15 protein-coding genes are annotated in these 20,754 nt (G+C 75.0%); 11 read left to right on the top strand and 4 right to left on the bottom strand.

All coding sequences use genetic code 11. From position 1 onward, the window contains the following. Positions 1-76: 76 nt before the first annotated feature. Entirely contained in the window at positions 77-742 is a 666-nt protein-coding gene (locus ACF1ED_RS05920) for a DUF6542 domain-containing protein (RefSeq protein WP_391757144.1), read from the bottom strand. 190 nt (positions 743-932) lie between these two features. On the opposite strand from ACF1ED_RS05920, the gene ychF reads away from it, so the two are divergent. From ychF to ACF1ED_RS05895, 5 genes are all read left to right on the top strand, one after another. Beyond that, positions 933-2,021 carry a redox-regulated ATPase YchF gene (gene ychF, locus ACF1ED_RS05915; protein ID WP_391757143.1) on the top strand — a complete coding sequence of 363 codons (1,089 nt, stop codon included), beginning with the start codon at positions 933-935 and terminating at the stop codon, positions 2,019-2,021. 248 nt (positions 2,022-2,269) lie between these two features. After that, positions 2,270-4,939 (top strand): BTAD domain-containing putative transcriptional regulator, encoded by a 2,670-nt coding sequence (locus ACF1ED_RS05910; RefSeq protein ID WP_391757142.1) that lies wholly within the window; start codon positions 2,270-2,272, stop codon positions 4,937-4,939. 93 nt (positions 4,940-5,032) lie between these two features. Continuing rightward, on the top strand, positions 5,033-5,803 hold the full coding sequence (locus ACF1ED_RS05905) for a DUF4232 domain-containing protein (protein WP_391757141.1): 771 nt from the start codon (positions 5,033-5,035) through the stop codon (positions 5,801-5,803). Positions 5,804-6,190: 387 nt separating this feature from the next. After that, on the top strand, positions 6,191-7,768 hold the full coding sequence (locus ACF1ED_RS05900) for a S8 family peptidase (RefSeq protein ID WP_391757140.1): 1,578 nt from the start codon (positions 6,191-6,193) through the stop codon (positions 7,766-7,768). A gap of 234 nt (positions 7,769-8,002) precedes the next feature. Then, on the top strand, positions 8,003-9,208 hold the full coding sequence (locus ACF1ED_RS05895; RefSeq protein WP_391757139.1) for a DUF4190 domain-containing protein: 1,206 nt from the start codon (positions 8,003-8,005) through the stop codon (positions 9,206-9,208). Between the two features lie 310 nt (positions 9,209-9,518). Here the strand turns inward: ACF1ED_RS05895 and ACF1ED_RS05890 are convergent, their stop codons facing one another. Next, a complete protein-coding gene (locus ACF1ED_RS05890; RefSeq protein ID WP_391757138.1) occupies positions 9,519-10,865 on the bottom strand; it encodes a glycoside hydrolase family 18 protein in 1,347 nt (448 codons plus the stop codon). Between the two features lie 200 nt (positions 10,866-11,065). Between ACF1ED_RS05890 and ACF1ED_RS05885 the strand changes: the two genes are divergently transcribed. The 5 genes from ACF1ED_RS05885 (at position 11,066) to ACF1ED_RS05865 (ending at position 16,396) form a co-directional block, all read left to right on the top strand. Further along, positions 11,066-11,818 carry a GntR family transcriptional regulator gene (locus tag ACF1ED_RS05885; protein WP_391757137.1) on the top strand — a complete coding sequence of 251 codons (753 nt, stop codon included), beginning with the start codon at positions 11,066-11,068 and terminating at the stop codon, positions 11,816-11,818. Positions 11,819-12,437: 619 nt separating this feature from the next. Next, positions 12,438-12,614: an SPOR domain-containing protein gene (locus ACF1ED_RS05880; protein WP_391757136.1), complete on the top strand. Its 177-nt coding sequence runs from the start codon at positions 12,438-12,440 to the stop codon at positions 12,612-12,614. Between the two features lie 22 nt (positions 12,615-12,636). Continuing rightward, positions 12,637-13,083 (top strand): (deoxy)nucleoside triphosphate pyrophosphohydrolase, encoded by a 447-nt coding sequence (locus ACF1ED_RS05875; protein WP_391757135.1) that lies wholly within the window; start codon positions 12,637-12,639, stop codon positions 13,081-13,083. Between the two features lie 160 nt (positions 13,084-13,243). Further along, positions 13,244-13,666, top strand: a complete 423-nt coding sequence (locus tag ACF1ED_RS05870; protein ID WP_391757134.1) for an ATP-binding protein — start codon at positions 13,244-13,246, stop codon at positions 13,664-13,666. 144 nt (positions 13,667-13,810) lie between these two features. After that, positions 13,811-16,396: a SpoIIE family protein phosphatase gene (locus tag ACF1ED_RS05865; protein ID WP_391757133.1), complete on the top strand. Its 2,586-nt coding sequence runs from the start codon at positions 13,811-13,813 to the stop codon at positions 16,394-16,396. 27 nt (positions 16,397-16,423) lie between these two features. Here the strand turns inward: ACF1ED_RS05865 and ACF1ED_RS05860 are convergent, their stop codons facing one another. Both ACF1ED_RS05860 and ACF1ED_RS05855 read right to left on the bottom strand, forming a co-directional pair. Beyond that, positions 16,424-17,134, bottom strand: a complete 711-nt coding sequence (locus tag ACF1ED_RS05860) for a PspA/IM30 family protein (RefSeq protein ID WP_391757132.1) — start codon at positions 17,132-17,134, stop codon at positions 16,424-16,426. 34 nt (positions 17,135-17,168) lie between these two features. Continuing rightward, a complete protein-coding gene (locus tag ACF1ED_RS05855; protein ID WP_391757525.1) occupies positions 17,169-19,226 on the bottom strand; it encodes a TPM domain-containing protein in 2,058 nt (685 codons plus the stop codon). Positions 19,227-19,566: 340 nt separating this feature from the next. Here ACF1ED_RS05855 and ACF1ED_RS05850 point away from each other — a divergent pair, with 340 nt between their 5' ends. Then, a complete protein-coding gene (locus ACF1ED_RS05850) occupies positions 19,567-20,595 on the top strand; it encodes a hypothetical protein (protein ID WP_391757131.1) in 1,029 nt (342 codons plus the stop codon). The last annotated feature ends 159 nt before the right edge of the window (positions 20,596-20,754 follow it).

Here is a 20,754-nt window from a genome sequence, read left to right as displayed (position 1 = left end):
CGCGGTCGGCGCGGGGCGTCCGTCCGTCCGGCCTCAGGGGCGTACCTCAGGGGCGTACGGTCCCGGCGCCGGGCGGTTACGGGGCCGGGCGGCGGCCGCGGGCGGCGGCCGGGTTGCGGCGGGCGGGGCCCGCGGCGGCGGGACCGCGTACGGCGGCGCCCGGAGCGACCGGGCCCGCCGGCCGGCGACGGCGCCGCCCCATCTCCCGCACCTTCCGCACGCTCGCGATGACCCCGGCGATCAGCGTCCCGCCGTACAGCCAGCCGGCGTGCACCGCGAGGGCGGTGACCACGGCCATGGCCTGGCCGCCGAAGCCGCCGGCGCCGCCCGCGATCGGCACGACGCCGACGGCGAAGGCGATCGGGACGGCGATCGGCGCGGTGACCAGGTCGGCGGTGCGCACCCAGAGCGCGGTGAGCGCGCTCACGGGCAGGAACAGCAGGCCGAACGCCAGCGGCGAACCGTCCAGGACCAGCCAGTCCAGGAAGCCGACGAGGAGCATCGCGGCCGAGGCGAAGAGCCCCGCGCCGAGCCCGGTCAGCCGGGGCGAGGGCAGCCGCCGCAGGGCCTGCACCACGGGTGGCGCGGGCCGCCGCGCGGTCGCCGGGGCGCCGACCCGGTAGACGGTGGCCGCCCCCGGCCCCGCTCCGGCTCCCTCCACCTCCACGAGCGCGGCGGGCGGCGTGAGGGGGGTCTGCGGCCGTCGGCGGCCTCGCGGCTGACTTGTCCTGTGCTGCTCCACCTCACCAACGTAGGGCGGGACGCGCCGGGAGGGGCCCGGGACACGCCCTTTGGGTGACCTTGGGGGCGTAGTTCGACCGAAGTCGACCGAAGTGGGCCGAAGCCCGTCCCCGGCGGCCGGTGAGGCCCGCGCCGGACCCCCCGTAAACTGGGGGATCGACCCATCATCCGTATCTAGGGAAGTCGCCACCGTGTCGCTCACGATCGGAATCGTCGGCCTGCCGAATGTCGGCAAGTCGACCCTGTTCAACGCCCTGACCAAGAACGACGTGCTGGCGGCCAACTACCCGTTCGCCACGATCGAGCCGAACGTCGGCGTCGTCGGTGTCCCCGACGCCCGCCTGACGAAGCTCGCCGAGATCTTCGGCTCGCAGCGCGTCCTCCCGGCCACCGTCGACTTCGTCGACATCGCCGGCATCGTGCGCGGCGCGAGCGAGGGCGAGGGCCTGGGCAACAAGTTCCTCGCCAACATCCGCGAGTCGGACGCGATCTGCCAGGTCATCCGCGCCTTCAAGGACGAGAACGTCGTGCACGTCGACGGCAAGGTCTCGCCGAAGGACGACATCGAGACGATCAACACCGAGCTGATCCTCGCCGACCTCCAGACCATCGAGAAGGTCCTCCCGCGCCTCCAGAAGGAGATGCGGATCAAGAAGGACACGGCGCCCAAGGTCGCCGCCGTCGAGGCCGCCCAGGCGATCCTGGAGAAGGGCGACACCCTCTTCTCGCAGGGCATCGTCCAGGGCTCGGAGAAGGCGGAGCTCCTCCACGACCTCCACCTCCTCACCACCAAGCCCTTCCTCTACGTCTTCAACGTCGACGAGGACGAGCTCACCGACGACGCCTTCAAGGCCGAGCAGAGCGCCCTCGTCGCCCCGGCCGAGGCGATCTTCCTCAACGCCAAGCTGGAGCAGGACCTCGCCGAGCTCGACGAGGAGGACGCCATGGAGCTCCTCCAGTCCGTCGGCGCCGAGGAGCCCGGCCTCGCCACCCTCGCCCGCGTCGGCTTCGACACCCTCGGCCTCCAGACCTACCTCACGGCGGGCCCGAAGGAGTCCCGCGCCTGGACGATCAAGAAGGGCGCCACGGCCCCCGAGGCGGCCGGTGTCATCCACACCGACTTCCAGAAGGGCTTCATCAAGGCCGAGGTCATCTCCTTCGCCGACCTGGTGGCCACCGGCTCGGTCGCCGAAGCCCGCGCGGCCGGCAAGGCCCGCATGGAGGGCAAGGAGTACGTCATGCAGGACGGCGACGTGGTGGAGTTCCGCTTCAACGTCTGACCCGTCCGGCGAGAGGCCGTCCGACCTGCGGAGACGTGGGGTGGGCGGCCTTTTTGGCGCTCGGCCGGGCGGGGGGAGGGCCCGCGGGGTGCTCGTGGGAAGTCGGGCCGGGCGGCTGGAGGGTGGGGGTGGGGCCGCTGGTTTCGGCCTAATCGGGGGGTGGGGGCGGGATCGGTGCAGGTGGGGGGTGGGGCGGCGCGTATTGTCTGGTGGCGGGGGCAGCGGGGGAGATTGACGCGGAGGTACGGGTGGAGTTCCGGCTGCTCGGGTCCGTCGCGGTCGTGACGGAGGGCGGCGACATCGCCGCGGGGCCGGCCAAGCGGACCAGTCTGCTGGCCGCCCTGCTGCTGCGCCCCAACACGGCCGTGAACGTGACGGGGCTGATGGACGCGCTGTGGGAGGACGAGCCTCCCACGCACGCGAAGACGGTGCTCCAGGGGCACGTGTCGCGGCTGCGGGCGCTGCTCGCCGCGCACGGGGCCGAGGCGTACGGGGTGGAGCTCACGACGCAGGGCTCGGCGTACCTGCTGCGGATGCCCGAGTCGCTGGTGGACGCGCACCGGTTCGAGGAGCTGGTGGGGCTCGCCGGCGCGCAGCGGCACGCGGCCGACAGCGTGCGGATGCTGCGGGAGGCGCTGTCGTACTGGCAGGGGCCCGCGCTCACCGGCACCGTGCCGAGCGGCCCGCTGGAGGCCGCCGCCACCGCCCTGGAGGAGCTGCGGCTCACCTCGGTGGAGGCGCTGGCGGAGGCGTACGGGAAGCTCGGCGAGCACGGCCGGGCCGCCGCCGTCCTGCGGACCGAGGCCGTCGCGCACCCGCTGCGCGAGTCGCTGGCCGCCGCGCTCATGACGGCGCTGGCCCGGGCGGGCCGCAGGTCGGACGCGCTCGACTGGTACCACCGCACCCGCCGGCTGCTCGCCGAGGAGCTGGGCGTGGACCCGGGCGCGGTGCTGAGCGAGACGTACGCGGGGCTGCTGCGGGAGGCGGGGGCGGTCCTCGTCCCGGCGACCGCTCCCGCGCCGGTGTCCGAGACGCCGCTGCCGGAGCCCGACGCCGTGCCCGAGCTGCTGCCGAGGGCGCCGCGCGGCTTCACCGGGCGGGACGCCGAGGGCGCGGTGCTCGACCGGGCGGCCGGTGGCGGGGACGGGGCCGTGTGCCTGGTGACCGGGGCCGCCGGGGTCGGCAAGACGGCCTTCGCCGTGCACTGGGCGCACCGGCGGCGGGCCCGCTTCCCCGACGGGCGGCTCTTCGCCGACCTGCGCGGCTTCAGCGACACCCCGGCGCCCGAGACGGGGGTCGTGCTGCGGGAGTTCCTGCTCGCGCTCGGCGTGCCGCAGCAGCGGGTGCCGGAGACCGCCTTGGGGCGCGGGGCGCTCTTCCGCAGCCTCACGGCCGGCCGCCGGATCCTCGTCGTCCTGGACAACGCCCGCTCCTCCGAGCAGGTCCGGCCGCTGCTGCCCGGCGGCGAGCACTGCGTGACCGTGGTGACCAGCCGGGACCGGCTCGGCGGGCTGATCGCCTCGGACGCCGCCCGCCCGGTGCCGCTCGGCCAGCTGCCGCAGGACGACGCGACGGCGCTCCTCGCGACCGTGCTCGGCGAGGAGCGGGTCGCCGCCGAACCGGACGCGGCGGCCCGGCTCGCCGGACTCTGCGACGGGCTGCCGCTGGCCCTGCGGGTGACGGCCGCCCGGCTCGCCGAGCGCCCGCAGCGCTCGCTCGGCGCGATGGTCGGCGAACTCGCCTGCGAGCAGGGCAGGCTGGCCCTCCTCGACGTCGAGGACGTCGGCGTCTCCGCCGCGCTGCGGCTCACCGTGCAGCAGCTGCCCGAGTCCGCCGCCCGCGCCTTCCGCGCCCTCGGCCTGCACACCGGTTCCGACCTGGACCACTTCGCCGCCGCCGCGCTCACCGGCACCACGCCCGCGCGGGCCGCGGCCGACCTGGAGCGGCTGGCCGCCGCCCACCTCCTCACGGAGGCGGTGCCCGGCCGCTGGACCCCGCACGACCTCGTCCGCCTCTACGCGCGCGGACTCGCGGCGCAGGCCGACCCGGAGGGGCTGCGCCGGCTCCTCGACCACTACCTGTACACGGGCCTCGCGGCCGACGCGGCGGCCGAGCCCGGCTCGCAGCCCTGCTACGCGCTGCCCGCCGACGCGCGCAGGCCCGCAGCGATCCCGGAGTTCGAGGGCCGCGCCGCCGCCCTCGACTGGTACGCGGCCGAACGCCCCGCCCTGGAGGGGGCCGTGGCCGCCTCCGCCGCGCTCGGGCTGCACGACCGGGCCTGGCGGCTGGCCCTGATGGCCTGGCCGCTGATGCTGATGCGGCTCCAGGACGGCTGGACCCCGCTCCTGGAGGCGGGGCTCGCCTCGGCCGACGCGGTCGGCGACCCGGACGCGCAGTCCCGGACGCGGGCGCTGCTCGGCTGGATCCTGCACGAGGAGGGGCGGCACGAGGAGGCGCTCGTCCATCTGGAGCGGGCGCCCGCGCTCGCCGCGCTGGCCGGCGATCCGGTCAGCGAGGCCATCGCCGTCGTCAACCACGCGGCCGTCCTCGACGCCACCGGCGAGTGCGGCCGGGCCCGCGCCCTGATGACGGAGGCGGTCGCGCTCGCCGACCGGACCGGGCACCCGTCCACGCAGGTGCTGACCCTCCAGCACCTGGCCGGGCACTGCCTGCGGGCGGGGGAGTACGAGGAGGCGCTGGCGCACGTCCTTCGCGCCGGGGAACTCGTCGCGCCCGACGCCGTCGTCGTCCAGGCGCAGCTGCGGATCGTGCGGGGCGAGGCGCTGGCCGGCATCGGGCGGCTGGAGGAGGCCGCCCACCAGCTGGAACGGGCCGCCGCCGACGCGGAGGCGGCCGGTTTCACGGAGGGTTCGGCGCGGGCGGCGGAGCGGCTCGCGCGGCTGGCGGCGGGGCGTTAGCGATACGCAAGCGGTACGGCAGTGCCGGGGCGGAGGCTGTACTCGGCAACAACCGACCGCTTCACGCTCCACGCTTCACGGGGGAACACCGACATGCGTACGTCACACATCAGGACCGCCAGGACCGCCCTGCTCGTCGCCGCCGTCGCCGCCGCCTCGCTCGGCCTGACCGCCTGCGGCGGGGACGACGCCGCGAAGGACGCCGGCAGCGCCACGTCCTCGGCCGGCGCCCCGTCGTCCTCGGCCACCACGGGCACCACCGGCACCACGGGCACCACCGAAACCACGGGTGCCACCGGCGGCACGGGCGCTTCGGGGGACGCGACCGCCTCCGCCGCTCCGGCCGCCGCGAAGGGCTCGACCGGGGGGACCACGGGGGAGACGGCCTCCGGCGGTGGCGCGGAGTCCGGCCAGGGCTCCTCCGACGCCACGGCGCCGGTCTGCGCCCACGGCGACGTGAAGATCACCGCGGCGAAGGCCGACGAGGTGCCGACCGAGCACATCGTCCTGACCGCCACCAACACCTCGGGCCGCGCCTGCCGCCTGCTCGGCCACCCGCTCATCGCCTTCGGCGAGATCCAGACGGCCAAGGACGTCCCGCCGGTCGCCAAGAGCAAGCCGGCCGCCCCCGTGGTCCTGAACCCGGGCGCGCCCGCGTACGCCAACGTGCGCGTCTCCAACGGCGGTGTCCACGAGGACAACAAGGTGGTGAAGGAGTTCAACGTGAACCTCTTCGCCGCCGACGGCCCGGCCGAGGGCAGCGTCGTGGTCGCCGCTCCGGCGGGCGGCCTCGCGGTCGACGAGGCGGTCGCGAAGACTGGCTACTGGACGCCCGAACTCCGCAACGGCGCCGACGAGTTCTGAGCCTTCCGCGTCGCGCTCATGACGACGGGTCCGTCTCCCGGGGGATCGGGGACGGGCCCGTCTCGCGTGTGACGGCGCTGTGAATTCCCGGCCCCGCCGAGGGGGCCGGGCCCGGCGTCCGGGGCGCGGACCTTCGCAGGTGAGGGGTCCCGGCGCCGTCCTCCCGAAGCTACCGGACGGTCATGTCCGCTCTGTTGCAAGGGAGTTGCCGCGCCGCAGTGCCTCTTGCGGGATTCCTATGGATCGGTCAATCTTTCGGCGACGGCAGGGCGGCCGGGAGCCGCGGGTCCGCACCGGACCGTTCATCTTCTTGTCATGTTCCTGCCGTGAGTGAAGGTCACTCGGCTCCACCCCCACGGGAGCACCCCCACGAGGAGGACACCTCACATGGCATCGATGCGCTCATCGCGTCGCCGGATCTCCACCGCCGCGGCCATAGCCGTCACGGCGCTCGCCCTCGGCTCGCTCTCCGCCCTGCCCGCCACCGCCGCTCCGTCGGCCGCGGAGGGCGTCATCGAGAACGCCGGCGCCGAAGGCACGATCCCGGGCAGCTACATCGTCACCCTCGACGAGTCCGCCCCGGCCGAGACCGCCAAGGGCCGCGCGGTCCCCGGCAAGTTCGGCGCCACGATCAAGCGGACGTACACCTCGGCGGTGAACGGCTACGCGATCGAGCTCTCCGAGGCGCAGGCCAGAAAGCTCGCCGCCGACCCCGCCGTGAAGTCCGTCGTCCAGAACCGCGTCTTCACCGTCGACGGCACCCAGCCCTCCCCGCCGTCCTGGGGCCTCGACCGGATCGACCAGAAGGCCCTCCCGCTGGACCGGAGCTACACCTACCCGGACAGCGCGGGCCAGGGCGTGACCGCGTACATCATCGACACCGGCGTCCGCATCAGCCACAGCGACTTCGGCGGCCGCGCCTCCAACGGCTACGACGCCATCGACAACGACAACACCGCCCAGGACGGCCACGGCCACGGCACCCACGTCGCCGGTACGGTCGCGGGCTCCTCCTACGGCGTCGCCAAGAAGGCGAAGATCGTCGGCGTCCGCGTCCTCGACAACAGCGGCTCCGGCACCACCGACCAGGTCGTCGCCGGCATCGACTGGGTGACGCGGAACGCCGTCAAGCCGGCCGTCGCCAACATGAGCCTCGGCGGCGGCGTCGACACCGTCCTCGACCAGGCCGTACGCAACTCCATCGCGGCCGGCATCACCTACGCGGTCGCGGCCGGAAACGACAGCTCCAACGCCTCCAACTACTCGCCCGCGCGGGTCACCGAGGCCATCACCGTCGGCTCCACCACGAGCACCGACGCCCGCTCCAGCTTCTCCAACTACGGCACCGTCCTGGACATCTTCGCCCCCGGCTCCTCCATCACCTCGTCCTGGAACTCCAGCGACACCGCCACCAACACCATCTCCGGAACCTCGATGGCCACCCCCCACGTGGCCGGCGCCGCCGCCGTCTGGCTCGGGTCCAACCCGACCGCCACCCCGGCGCAGGTCTCCACCGCCCTCACCACCGCCGCCACGCCGAACGTCGTCACCAACCCCGGCACCGGCTCCCCGAACAGGCTCCTCCTCGTCGGCGGCGGCACCACCACCCCGCCGCCCACCGGCCCGAAGTTCGAGAACACCGCCGACTACGCCATCGCCGACAACGCGACCGTCGAGTCCCCGGTCACCGTCAGCGGCGTCACCGGCAACGCCCCCTCGGCCCTCCAGGTCCCGGTGAACATCGCCCACACCTACATCGGCGACCTCCAGGTCCAGCTGATCGCCCCCGACGGCACCGCCTACACGCTGAAGGGCTTCGGCACCGGCGGCAGCGCGGACAACATCAACACCACCTACACCGTGAACGCCTCCGCCGAGGCCGCCAACGGCACGTGGAAGCTCCGCGTGACGGACAACGCCAGCTACGACACCGGCAAGATCGACTCCTGGGCGCTCCAGTTCTGACCCGCCGGGCCCGGTCCGGCCCGTCGGGCCCCGTCCGGCCCGCCAGGACCGGTCCGGCCCGCTGAGACCCATCCGGACTGCTGAGACCCGTCCGGACCGCTGAGACACGAGGGGCGGCCACCACCCGGTGGCCGCCCCTCCGCCGTGCCCCGCGTGGCCGCCCCCTCGGCCGGACCACGTACGATGCGCCCGCCCGATCGTCTGTTCGTACCGCCCCAACAGGAGCACGCACCCGTGGAGCCGACCCCGCAGCCCCAGCCGTCCGAGCCGGGGACACCCCCCGTGCCGGGCGCGCCCGTCACCCCCGCCGGGCCCGCTCCCGCCGCGTACCCGACCTCCGGCCCGTACGCGGCGCCCGGGCCGTACACCTCGCCCGGCATGCCCTACACGGGCGTCCCGGGGCCGTACGGGCCCTACGGGCGGCCGGTGACGACCACCAACGGCCTCGCCATCGGCTCGCTCGTCAGCGGGATCGTCTGCTGCCTGCCGCCGCTCGGACTCGTCCTGGGGATCTTCTCGCTGCGGCAGATCAAGCGGCGGGGACAGGGCGGCAAGGGGCTGGCGATCGCCGGCACCGTGCTCTCCTCGATCAGCACCCTGCTCGTCCTCCTCGGTCTGGTCACCGGTCAGGTCCAGGACGCCGTAAGGGGGTTCAGGGACGGGATGCGGGAGGCGGCCTCCTCCCGCATGCCGATGGAGCTGCGCACCGGGGAGTGCTTCCTCGACGACGTGGAGCAGGGCGAGTACACCCTGGGCGTCCGGGTCGTGGACTGCGCCGAGCCCCACGACGGCGAGATCACCGGCAGGTTCGAGGTCACCGGCTTCGACGGCTGGCCCGGCGACCGGAAGCTGGAGGAGCTCGGCGAGGAGCGCTGCGACGCCATGGCCGGCACCTATGTGCGCGACACCTGGGCGCTGACCGCCGACTCCCTGAGCCTGTACTACTACCCGGACCGGCAGGCGTGGCGCCAGGGCGAGCGCCGCATCGCCTGCGGCATCGGCGGCGAGGAGCGGACCACGGGCTCGCTGCGCTCCGACGCGACCACCCTCGACCCCGCCCAGCTGGCCTTCCTCACCCACGTGAACCCCATCGAGGACGCCGCCTACGGGGAGCCGGAGGACGACCCGGAGGACGACCTGGAGGCCAACCGCGCCTGGGCCGCCGACGTGCGCGCGGCGGTCGACTCGGCGCGCTCCGGGCTCCGGGGCCGCACCTGGGAGCAGTCGGCGCGGGCCCCCGTGGACGCGTACCTGAAGGGCCTGGACTCCGCCTCGAAGCAGTGGGCGAAGCTCGCCCGGGCCGAGGACGCGGACGCCTTCTGGGAGGCCTACGACCGCGCCTTCGAGCTGCTGTCGGGCGAGGCCGAGGCCGACGCGCGCGAGGCCCTCGGCCTCACCTCCACGCCCCCGGAGGCCCCGGAGGACCACGGCTCCGTCTGACCCCGGCCCCGTCCGACCTCGGCCCCGTCCGATCCCGGCTCCGTCCGGCCTCGGCCCCGCCCTACCCCGGCCCCGTCCGGCCGCGGCCCCGTCCGGCGCGCGCGGACGGGGCCGGGTCTCCGCGCGAGAGACCCGGCCCCGTCGTGTGCGGACCGGCACCGGTGCCGGGAGGCGGCTCCGGGGCGGGGACGGCGGCCCGTGACCAGCCGCCGTCCCGTGCCCCTGCCCGCCGTCGCCGGCGGCCCGGTCCGCGCCCCTCGGGAGCCGCCGACGGGGCGGCCCCGGGGGAGCGGGGGGGTGCGGCGAGGACTCAGCGGCGGGTGAGGCCGCGGTCGATGGCGCCGATCAGCTCGCCGTCGGCGGTGTCGCCGTCCAGCGACCAGACCATCGCGCCGGCGAGCCCGTGGGTGCGGACCCAGTTCGCCTTGGTGCGCAGCACGGCCGGGTCGTCGTAGGTCCACAGGGTGGTGCCGTCGAAGAGCCAGGCGTGCCCGTTCCGGTGGCCCCGGTGGAGCGTGTACGTCCCCGACTCCGCGAGCTTCCTGAGGTTCTCGTAGTCCTCGGAGCCGGGCGCCCAGGTCGCCGGGGCGGGGCCCGCGGCGGGCTGCCCGAGGCCGTCGCCGCCGCCGGTCACGCCGGTCCAGCCCTGGCCGTAGAACGGCATGCCGACCACGAGCTTGTGCGCCGGGGCGCCGCGCCGCAGCCAGGACCTGACGGTCCCCTCGACGCTCCAGTCGTTCTTGGCGAAGAGCGCGGACTGCTGGGCGGTGGTCTGCTCGCCGGAGACGTGGAAGTCGTAGCCCTGGAGGTTCACGAAGTCGAAGTCCCGCATGATCTTGGCGACTTCGAAGCCCGCGTCGATCTTCGCGGGGGCGGTGGGCACGTAGGCGCTCAGCTCGTAGTGCTTGCGCTGCGGCAGCGAACGCCCGTACGCGTCCAGCTGGTTGCGGAACTCCCGTACCAGGGCGGTGAAGTTGACCTTGTCCTCGGGGCGGATGACATTGCCCGGGTTGCCCTCGGAGCCGGGCCACTCCCAGTCGAGGTCGATGCCGTCGAAGAGGCCGGCGGCCGCTCCGGCGCCGCCCCGGGCGCCGTCCTGCGGGAGGTTGCCCTTGATGTAGAGGTCGATGCAGGAGGAGACCAGGGCCCTGCGGGACTCGGGGGTGCGCACGGCGTCGGAGAAGTACGCCGAACCGCTCCAGCCGCCCAGCGAGATCATGACCTTGAGGTTCGGGTGCCCGGCCTTCAGCTCGCGCAGCTGGTTGAAGTTGCCGGCGAGCGGCTGCTCCGCGGTGTCGGCCGTGCCGTCCACGGAGGAGGCGGCGTCGACGGGGCGGACGTAGTCGGCCCAGGGGTCGGAGCCCGGGACGGGGCCGATGACGCACTTGCCGGCCTTGTCGACGATGCCGAAGGCGTAGTTGATGTGGCTGAGCTTGCCGGCGGTGCCGCTCGTCTCCAGGTCCTTGACCTGGAAGTTCCGGCCGTAGATGCCCCATTGGGTGAAGTAGCCGACCCGCTTGAGGGCGTGCTCGGCGGCGGGCGGCCGGGGGTTCGGGCCGGGGTGGGCGCCGGCGGCGGGGGCCAGGGTGGCGAGGAGGGCGAGGGCGGCTGCCGCGGCCGTGCCGAGGGTCAGCTTGGTCAGGACTCTGGGACGCATGGGCTCGTTCCTGTGCGAGGCGGGATGGAGCGTGCGAGGCGTGCGCAGCAGGAAGTTATTGGTCCAGACCAATAGGGGTCAAGAGGGGAGACGGGGTCGATCGCACTTCATCACTTCGGGTGAAACTCTGGCCCATGCTTGCGGATGGCCACATTCGGTTGTCAGTCTGTAGCTGTCTGTCAACCTGAGGGGAGTGTCCAGTGACGTTCGGTGAGCAGCCCGCCTATTTGCGCGTGGCGAGCGATCTGCGGGAGAAGATCGCGAACGGCTCGCTCCCGCCGCATACCCGCCTTCCCTCGCAGGCACGCATCCGCGAGGAGTACGGGGTGTCGGACACCGTCGCGCTGGAGGCCCGCAAGGTGCTCATGGCCGAGGGACTCGTCGAGGGCCGCTCCGGCTCGGGGACGTACGTGCGGGAGCGGCCGGTGCCCCGCCGCGTCGCCCGCTCCGGCTACCGGCCCGCCACCGGGGCCACCCCCTTCCGGCAGGAGCAGGCGGCCGAGGGCGCGCGCGGCACCTGGGACGCGAGCAGCGAGCAGGAGGCGGCCGGCCGGGAGGTCGCAGCGCGGCTGGGCATCGAGCCCGGCGACCGCGTGATGCGCACGCGGTACGTCTACCGGGACGGCGGCGAGGCCATGATGGTCGCCACCTCCTGGGAGCCGCTCGCCGTCACCGGCCGCACCCCCGTGATGCTCCCCGAGGAGGGGCCGCTCGGCGGCTGCGGCGTGGTCGAGCGGATGGCGGCGATCGACGTCGTCGTGGACAACGTGGTGGAGGAGGTCGGCGCCCGCCCCGGCCTCGCCGAGGAGCTGCTCGTCCTCGGCGGCGTCCCCGGCCACGTGGTCATGGTCGTCGAGCGCACCTTCTACGCCTCCGGCCTCCCCGTGGAGACCGCCGACGTGGTGGTCCCCGCGGACCGCTACCGCCTCTCCTACCACCTCCCGGTCCGCTGACCCGGGGGCCCCGGCCCCGCCCTCGCCGCCTGTCACCCACCGTTCCGGTGCCTGGCGCTCGCCGCCCCAGCCCCCCTGCCGTAGCTGCGCGAAGCTCGCCGCCGGGCTCGCTTTTGCCCTCACCCTCACCCTCGCCCTTCTTCTCCGCCCGCTGATCGCCCGCGCGGCGAAGGGTCGTTGCCACCTCGCCCGCCCCGGCGCGGTGAGCTGCCCCGGCGCCGTCCCCGCCGGCGGACGGGCCGCCCGTACCTGCGTCGAGCGCGAGACCGCCTCGAACTGCCCGCCCTCGCCGACGGCCCGGTGCGCTCCGGCCCGGTCCGCTCGCTGTGCCGCTCGCTCGGCGCCGACCGCGGAGGCGCCTGCCGCGAGGAGCCGGCCCGCGCCGCGCGGCCCGTCCTCGTACCGACGCCGACGCCGACGTCCCGGCGGTCCCGGCGGTCCCGGCGGAGCCGCCCGGCATGTGGCCTTCGGCCGCCTTCCGTCGGTTCCCGGCCGATCCGTATCTCTTGGTGAAAATCCATATCCGCTGCGTGAAGGTCAGGCGTAAGCTCGGGCATATGCGGATTGCGGTTTCCCGGAGATCCTTGGTGACGCCTGGCACGGCGGAGGGAGAAGCCTGATGACCGACAGCGGCCCCGTCCACCCGTGGCTCGTGATACGGCAGGACGACAACGGCAACCGCTACCGGGTGGGCCGGTACGCGACCCAGGACGAAGCCCAGAAGGTCGCGGACACCCTCGACGCCCCCGGCCGGGAGCGGCTCTACCGGGTGGAGCGCGCCGCCCCCGCCTCCTGACGTCCCGGCTACCCTCGCGGGCATGACCGAAAGCACCACGCACCACGGCACCGGACCCGACCACGGAACCGGTGCCGTGGTCGTCGTCGCGGCCGCCCTCCTCGACGGCGGCCGACTGCTCGCCGCCCGCCGCAGCGCCCCCGCCGACCTCGCCGGCCGCTGGGAACTGCCCGGCGGGAAGGTCGAGCCCGGCGAGCGGCCCGAGGACGCCCTCGTCCGCGAACTCCGCGAGGAGCTCGGCGTCGAGACCGAGCCCGGCGAGCGGATCCCCGGCGAATGGCCCCTCAAGCCCGGCTACGTCCTGCGGGTGTGGACCGCCCGGCTGCTCTCCGGCACGCCCCGCCCGCTGGAGGACCACGACGCGCTGCGCTGGCTCGCCCGCGACGAACTGGACACCGTGGACTGGCTCGACCAGGACCGCCCTGCGGTCGCGGAGGCGGCGCGCAGGCTCCCGGCCGCGCGCCCCTGAACCCGGCGCGCGTCCGGCCCCTTACGCCGTTCGTGCCACCGTGCGCCCACAGCCGCCCCCTGGTGGATATTTCGTCCCGGATTCCGGGTATGTCCCCATTGGTCCCTCGGGAGAGGGTGATCCTCTTCCTGCTGCACCGTGCTTGGGGAAGTGATCGCGTGTGATCGACACCGACGGCGCCCGCGCCGAGTGGACCTTCCCGGCGGAGGCCGACGCGGTGCGCACCGCACGCCACGCCGTGCGCGAGACGCTCCGCTCCTGGGAGGTCGACGCGGCCGTCGGGGACATCGCCGTCCTGCTGGTCAGCGAGCTGGTCACCAACTCGCTGCGGTACGCCTCCGGGCCCATCGGCGTGCGCATCCTGCGGGCCGAGGGCGCCACCACCACCCCGCCCCGGCACTCCGCGCTCCTCGTGGAGGTCTCGGATCCGCTTCCGGATCCGCCCGTCGAGCGGCCCGCGCGACCCGACGACGAAGGGGGCCGCGGGCTCGGTCTCGTGGCCTGTTCCGCACGCCGCTGGGGGACCCGCCAGGGCAGTACCGGGAAAACCGTATGGTTCGAGCTGGCTCTCCCTGGTGAGTAAAGAGAGAGGGACGACGATCACCGGAGCGGGTCACGAGCCGACCGAGACCACCCTGTGATCGTGGACGTCGTGCCGCCGGTGCCCGCCGTGCTGAATACTGCGGGTATGGCCGGTCCGGTGCGGTGAGCTGGAGGGGACGGTCGCGTGAGCGAGATATCCGAGACGACGGGCGGCGTCGTGTGGCAGAGCAGCCCGCCCGGTTCGATCTACGACTACATCCGGGTCGCCTCCTTCTCCCTCGGGCCCGACGGACGCGTCGACCAGTGGAGCCGCCGGGCGGAGGACCTCTTCGGAGTGGACGCCCGGGAGGCCCGGGGCAAGGACCCCGTCGAGGCGTTCATGCCCCCCGAGCTGCGCGATCGTGGCCACCGGCGGGTCAAGGAGGTCCTCGACGGGCGCGAATGGACCGGCCTCGTCCCGTTCCGCATCCCCGGCCAGGCCGGGGCGCCGGCCCAGGAGCAGTCGCACGGCCTCGCCGAGATGTACGTGATGCCGAGCGAGACCGAGACCGGTGAGCGGGCCGCGCTGTGCATCGTGGTCGACGTCCGGGCACTGCGCCGGATCGAGACCGACCTCGCCGCCTCCCAGGCGATTTTCGGCCAATCGCCCTTCGGCTTCCTCCTCTTCGGCACCGACCTCACCGTCAAGCGCGCCAACCAGCGCTTCGCGGCGGTCTTCGGCGGCGATGCCGACGACCACCGCGGCCGGAGCGTCCACGACTACCTCGCCAAGCCCGAGGCCGACCGGATGACCGCCGCGCTGCGCCGCGTCCTGGAGACCGGGGAGGCCGTCAACGACCTCCGGATCACCGGCGCCGCCCCCGGCGCCCGGATCCGCCGCCACTGGTCCATCAACCTCTACCGGGTGCACGGCGGCTCCGGCCGCCCGATCGGCGTCGCCGGCCTCGGCGTCGACGTCACCCGCCGGCAGAACGCCGCCCGCGAGGCCGCCAGCGCCCGCCGCAACCTCGCCCTCCTCAACGAGGCCGGAGCCCGCATAGGGAACTCCCTCGACCTGGAGGCCACCGCCCGCGAACTCCTCGCCGTCGCCGTCCCCGGCTTCTGCGACCTCGCCTCCGTCGACCTCTACCAGGGGCTCCTCACCGGCGACGAGGCCCCGCCCGGCCGCTGGGGCAGCTCCCACGACGTCGGCTACGGCGCGGGCAGCGCCGAACTGCGCCGGGTCGCCTTCGCCAGCGCCGTCTCCGACACCCCCCTCAGAACCGACGAGGGCCACGGCCCGGCCGGCGACGGCGGCGGGCCCGTCCCCATCGAGGTCGGCGCCGTCCACCGCTACCCCTTCAACTCGCCCGCCGCGGGCGCCCTGCGCACCGGCCGCGTCCGCACCGTGCCCGGCGGCGAGGGCGACCTCGTCCACTCCACCCTTGCCGTCCCGATGGTCGCCCACGACACCGTCGTCGGCCTCGTGCAGTTCTCCCGCGCCAAGGGCAGCGAACCCTTCGGCGACCGCGACCGGGCCCTCGCCGTGGAACTCGCCGCCCGCGCCGCCGTCTGCATCGACAACGCCCGCCTCTACCGGCGCGAGCACGAGCGGGCCCTCATCCTCCAGCGCAGCCTGCTCCCGCCCGGCGACCCCGAGGCCGCCGGACTCGACATCGCCTGCCGCTACCTCCCGGGCACCGACGCCACCGAGGTCGGCGGCGACTGGTTCGACGTCATCGAACTCCCCGGCCACCGCACCGCCCTCGTCATCGGCGACGTCATGGGCCGCGGCCTGCGCGCCGCCGTCGCCATGGGCGAACTGCGCACCGCCGTCCGCACCCTCGCCCAGCTCGACCTCGAACCCGCCGAGGTCCTCTCCCACCTCGACGAGATCGCCCGCGGCCTCGGCGCCCCCATCGGCGCCCAGCAGTCCCGCGCGCACAAGAACCGCGGCCCCGAACTCTCCGAGGTCTACCTCGCCACCTGCGTCTACGCCGTCTACGACCCGGTGACCAGACGCTGCACCTTCGCCAACGCCGGCCACCTCCCGCCCGTCCTCGTCGAACCCGGCGAGGAGGCCCTGCTCCTCGACGTGCCCCCGGGGATGCCGCTGGGCGTCGGCGGCGAACCCTTCGAGGAGGTCGAGGTCGAACTCCCCGAGGGTTCCCTCCTCGCGCTCTACACCGACGGCCTGGTCGAATCCCGCGACCACCCCCTCGACGAGGGCCTCAGCGCCTTCCGGCGGGCCCTCGCCGACCGGGCCCGCCCCCTGGAGGACGTCTGCGACCGGGTCCTCAGCACCCTCGACACCGGGCACGGCGAGGACGACATCGCCCTCCTGATGGCCCGTATCCAGGGACTGCCCGCCGAGGCCGTGGGGGACTGGCGGCTGCCCCGCGAGCCCCGCTCCGTCGGCCGGGCCCGGGAGCTGGCCCGCACCCAGCTCACCGCCTGGGGGCTCGACGCCCTCGTGGACACCGTCGAACTCCTCGTCAGCGAACTCGTCACCAACGCGCTGCGCTACGGCGAGGGCGAGATACGGCTCCGGCTGCTGCGCGACCGCACCCTGGTCTGCGAGGTCTGGGACGCCGGCCTGGTGCAGCCGCGCCGGCGCCGCGCCAAGGACACCGACGAGGGCGGCCGCGGCCTCCAGCTCGTCGGACTGCTCTCCGCGTCCTGGGGCTCGCGCCGCACCCCGCGCGGCAAGACCGTCTGGTTTGAACTGGCCCTGCCCGACGGCGGGCCCACGGCGGAACCCACCGTGGACCAGCTGCTCAGCATGTTCTGAACCGGGCGCCGCACCGGACCGGGCCCGTCAGGCCGCCTTGAGGGCGGCCAGCCGGGCCGCGATCTCCGCCTCGTCGCCGAGCGCGTCCAGCTGCTCGAACTGGGCGTCGAGCGAGGACGCGGCCAGCTCCTGCTTGCCCAGCGCCCGCGCCTCCTCCCGGCGCACCTTGTCCTCGAAGCGGCTCAGCTCGCTCGTCGGGTCCAGCACGTCGATGTTCTTCACCGCGTCCATCATCGTGTTCTGCGCCCGGGCCGACCGGGAGCGGGCGACCAGCTCGTCCCGCTTGGTCCGGAGCTCGACCAGCTTGGCCTTCATCTGGTCCAGCCCCGAGGTCAGCTTCGTCACGACCTCGGTCTGCGCGGCGATGGTCGGCTCGGCCGTCCGCGCCTCCTTCTCCGACTGGAGCTGACGGCCGAGCGCCACCTTGGCGAGGTTGTCGAAACGGTCCGCCTCCGCCGCCCGGCCGCCGCCCCGCAGCTCGTCCGCCTTCCGGCTGGCCGCCAGCGCCTTCCCGCCCCACTCGGCCGCCGCCGCCACGTCCTCCGCGTGGTCCTGCTCCATCAGCCGCAGGTTGCCGATGGTCGCCGCCACCGCCTCCTCGGCCTCCGAGATGTTCCCCGAGTACTCGCGGATCAGCTGGTCCAGCATCTTCTGAGGGTCCTCCGCCTGGTCCAGGAGGGCGTTGATGTTCGCCTTCGCCAGCTGGGTGACGCGGCCGAGGACGGTCTGCTTGCTCATGCACTGCTCCCTGGGGATGTCGTGGACGTGGAACTCAGAAGCGGCCGCCGCCGCCCCGCCGGCCGCGCGTGCCGCTGCCGCCGAAGCTGCCCGGCCCGCCGCCGAAACCTCCGCCCCCGAAACCGCCCCCGAACCCGCCCCCGCGCCCGCCCCTTCCTCCGCCGGAGCCCCCGCCGAACAGCCCGCCGAGGACGATGCCGCCGAGCACGGCCCCGCCGAGCCCGCCGCCCCCGCTCCCTCCCGCCACCCCGCCCGGCCCGTTCGGGTTCCCGTACCGCCGCACGTCCTGCTCGGCGAGCTCCTGCGCCCGCCGCGCGAGCCCGTCCGCCCGCTGGGCCTCCGCCAGCGCCTCCTGCGGCTCGTCCGCCGCCAGCGCCCGCGCCTTCTCCAGCCGCCGCTGCGCCTCCGCCAGCCGGGTCCTGGCCTCGCTGCCCACCGCGCCCCGGTGCGTCTGGACGTAGTCCGAGGCCGCCCCCAGCTCCGCACGGGCCGTCAGCAGCGCCTCGTCGAGCAGCGCCCGGGCCCGCGCGTCGCCGGACTCGCGCTCCCGCGCTCCGGTCAGCGCCGCGTCGAGCGCCGTGTCCGCCTCCTCGATCCGGCGCAGCGCGTCCAGGGGGTCGTACCGCCCCGCCTCCATCGCCCGCCGGACCTCCGCCGCCACCGACTCCGCGCGGGCGATCCGGCCGCGCAGGTCGCCCGTCGAGGCGCCGCGGGCGCTCCCTTCGAGGAGACCGCGGGCCTCGGCCAGGTCGGCGTCCGTCTCGGTGAGCACGCCGGGCAGCCGGCCGGCCGCCTCGGCCAGCTCCCGCGCCCGCCGGTCCACCGCCTCGATCAGCCGGGCCGCCTGGTCGACCGCGCCCTCGGCGGCCCGCACGTGCACCGCCGCGGAGCCGGTGTCGCCGGCGTCGACGGACTGACGGGCCTGGTTGATGTGGGTGGTGGCGAAGACCAGCCGGTCCTTGGCCTGCTCGGCGTCCCCGGCGACCGGGGCGGCCGCGGACTCCGGGTACCGCTCGCGCATCGCCGCCAGCGCCGCCTCGGCGCCGGAGACCCGGCCGGTCTGCGCGCGGAAGGCCGTCTCGACCGCGGCGAGCGCCTCGGGCGCGGTCCGCTCCAGCGCCCGCAGCCGGTCGAAGTCCTCGGTCTCCGCGTCCAGCCGGGCGTCGGCCTCGGCGCAGCGGCGCAGGATCTCGTCGAGCATCGCGCGCCGGGTGGCCTCGTCCTCGGGGAAGGAGTCGTCGAGCTTCTGCCGCAGCCGGAAGGAGGCGGTCAGCTGCTCCTTGGCGAAGGCCAGCGCCTCCTCGAAGGGACGGGTGGCCTCCTCGCCGAACTGCGCGGTGGCGAAGCCCAGTTCCTCCTGGCTGGTGCGGACGGCGTCGTCGGTCTCGACCAGCGTCCGCCGGGCCCGGCCGTCCAGCTCCTCCAGGGAGGGCGGTGCGGGCCGCCCCCAGCCCTGACCGTCGCCGCCGGGCGTGGTGCGGGTCGAGGTCCGCCGCTTGCGGCGGGTGTACGCGTACGCCGCCACCGCGCCGGCGCCGCCGACGAGCGCGATCGGGAGGATCAGGTCGGTCCCGGAGGCGGAGCCGCCGGAGCCGCCCGGGTCGGCGGGGCCGGGGGTGATCTCCGGGGCGGGGACGGGCAGGCCGGCGAGGACCGCGCCGTAGCCGTCCGCCGCGCCGATCGCGGCGCCCGCCCAGTCGTTCGCGCGCAGCGCGGGCTCGATCGCGGTCCTGGCCACGTCGTCCAGCTGGGCCTGGGTGAGCCGGGAGCCGGGGTCGACGGAGTAGCCGTACCGGCGCTCGTGGGTGGCGACGGCGAGCAGCACGTCGTCGAGGCCCAGGCCGTTGCGCTCGGCGGTCGCGTCCGCCCAGTCCTGGCCGGAGCGGCCGGAGAAGTCCCGGACGTAGACCACGAAGAGCTGGAGGCGGCGGTCGTCGTAGAGCCGGTCGAGGGCCTCGGCGACCTCGGGGCGCCGGTCCCGCAGGGCGTCCACCCGGTCGAGGATCTGCCCGTCGGAGGGGAGGACGACGGGGTCGTCGGCGCGGGCGCCGGAGGCGGCGGGCGCGACGAGCCACCACGCCGCCACGAGCATCGCGAGCAGGGCTCGGGTGGCTGTTCGGGTCACAAAAGGGAGGTTATGTACTGCTCTGCGGCCCCGCGACCGGACGGCCGACGCCCCGTGACCCGGCGGCTGGCGCCTCGCGACCGGACGGCCGGTGCCCCGCGACTGGACGGCTGGCGCCTCGCGACCCGGCGGCCGGTGCCCCGCGACTGGACGGCCGGCACCTCGCGACCGGACGGCCGGTGCCCCGCGACCCGGCCGCCGACGCCCCGGAAACCGACCGCCGGGGCCCGGACGTCCCCGTCGGAGCCGATCTTTACGGCGGCCCCTCCGGCGGCGGAGAGGCCCGCGACGCTCTCTGGGGGCACGGATGGACGGACGACTGAGGCGGATGTGGCGCAAGGGGCGCTGGTGGGTGTTGGTGCCGGTGCTGCTCCTCGTGGTGCCGCCGCTCTTCGGGGTGCTCGCCCTGCGGGTGAGCTACGCGGGCGACCTGCGCGACGACGCCCGCACGCGCGGGAAGGACGCGTACTGGATCGGGCACGCGTGGGTGGACGGCAGGAAGAAGGACGCCGACCTCACGGCCCTCGCCGAGCGGCTGAAGGGCACCGGCGTCAGGGACCTGTACGTGCACGCCGGGCCGCTCGAACACGACGGCACCCTGCCGGCCGCCCGGCACCCGCGCGCGAAGTGGCTGACCGACGGCGTCCACCGGGTGCTGCCGGGGATACGCGTCCAGGCCTGGCTCGGCGACGTCCTCGCCAACGACGGGCCGACCGGCCTGCGGCTCTCCGACGCCGCCTCCCGGAAGGCGGTCACGGCCTCCGCCCGCCAGGTCCTGGACGCGGGCTTCGACGGCGTCCACTTCGACCTGGAGCCGCTCCAGTCGGGCGACGCCGACTACCTGACGCTCCTGGACGACCTGGGGCGGCTGACCCGCTCCCGGAACGCGCCGCTCTCGGTCGCCGCCCACCAGATCGACCCGCTGCCGAACGCCCACTCCGTGCTCCGCCTCTTCTCGGACCAGGGCAAGTGGTGGTCGCAGGAGTACTTCGGCGAGGTGGCCCGCCGGGTCGACCAGATCGCCGTCATGTCCTACGACACCTGGATGCCGCTGGAGAGTTCGTACGGCGGCTACGTCGCCCAGCAGACCGCGCTCGCCCTGGAGGTCACCCCGGACTCCACCGACCTGCTCATGGGGCTGCCCTTCTTCCACGAGGACGACCTGGGGCACCACGAGAGCGCCGAGACCGTCGAGGCCGCCGTCCGGGGCGTGCGGCTCGGCCTCGGCCGCACCGACCCGGGCCGCGAGCGCTTCGGCGTCGCGCTCTACGTGGACTTCGCGGAGGAGCCGGGGGACTGGGCCGCCTACCGCGCCGGCTGGGCCCGTACGGGCTGAGCGGCCGCGGGGGCCGCGTCCGGGGGAGCCGTACGAGGGAGTCGCGCGTGAGGGGAGAGCCGGGCGAGGGAGTCGCGCGCGAGGGGGAGTCGCGCAAGGGGGGAGCCGTGCGGGGCTGTTGGGCCGCACGAGTGGGGTTTGCCGGGGCCGCCGCCGTGT

Origin of the sequence: Streptomyces sp. NPDC014656, from assembly GCF_043084305.1 — a bacterium.
In the GTDB taxonomy this organism is placed as follows: Bacteria; Actinomycetota; Actinomycetes; order Streptomycetales; family Streptomycetaceae; genus Streptomyces.
Note: the sequence above shows the minus strand (reverse complement) of the source record. Positions and strands in the feature narration are given on the sequence as shown.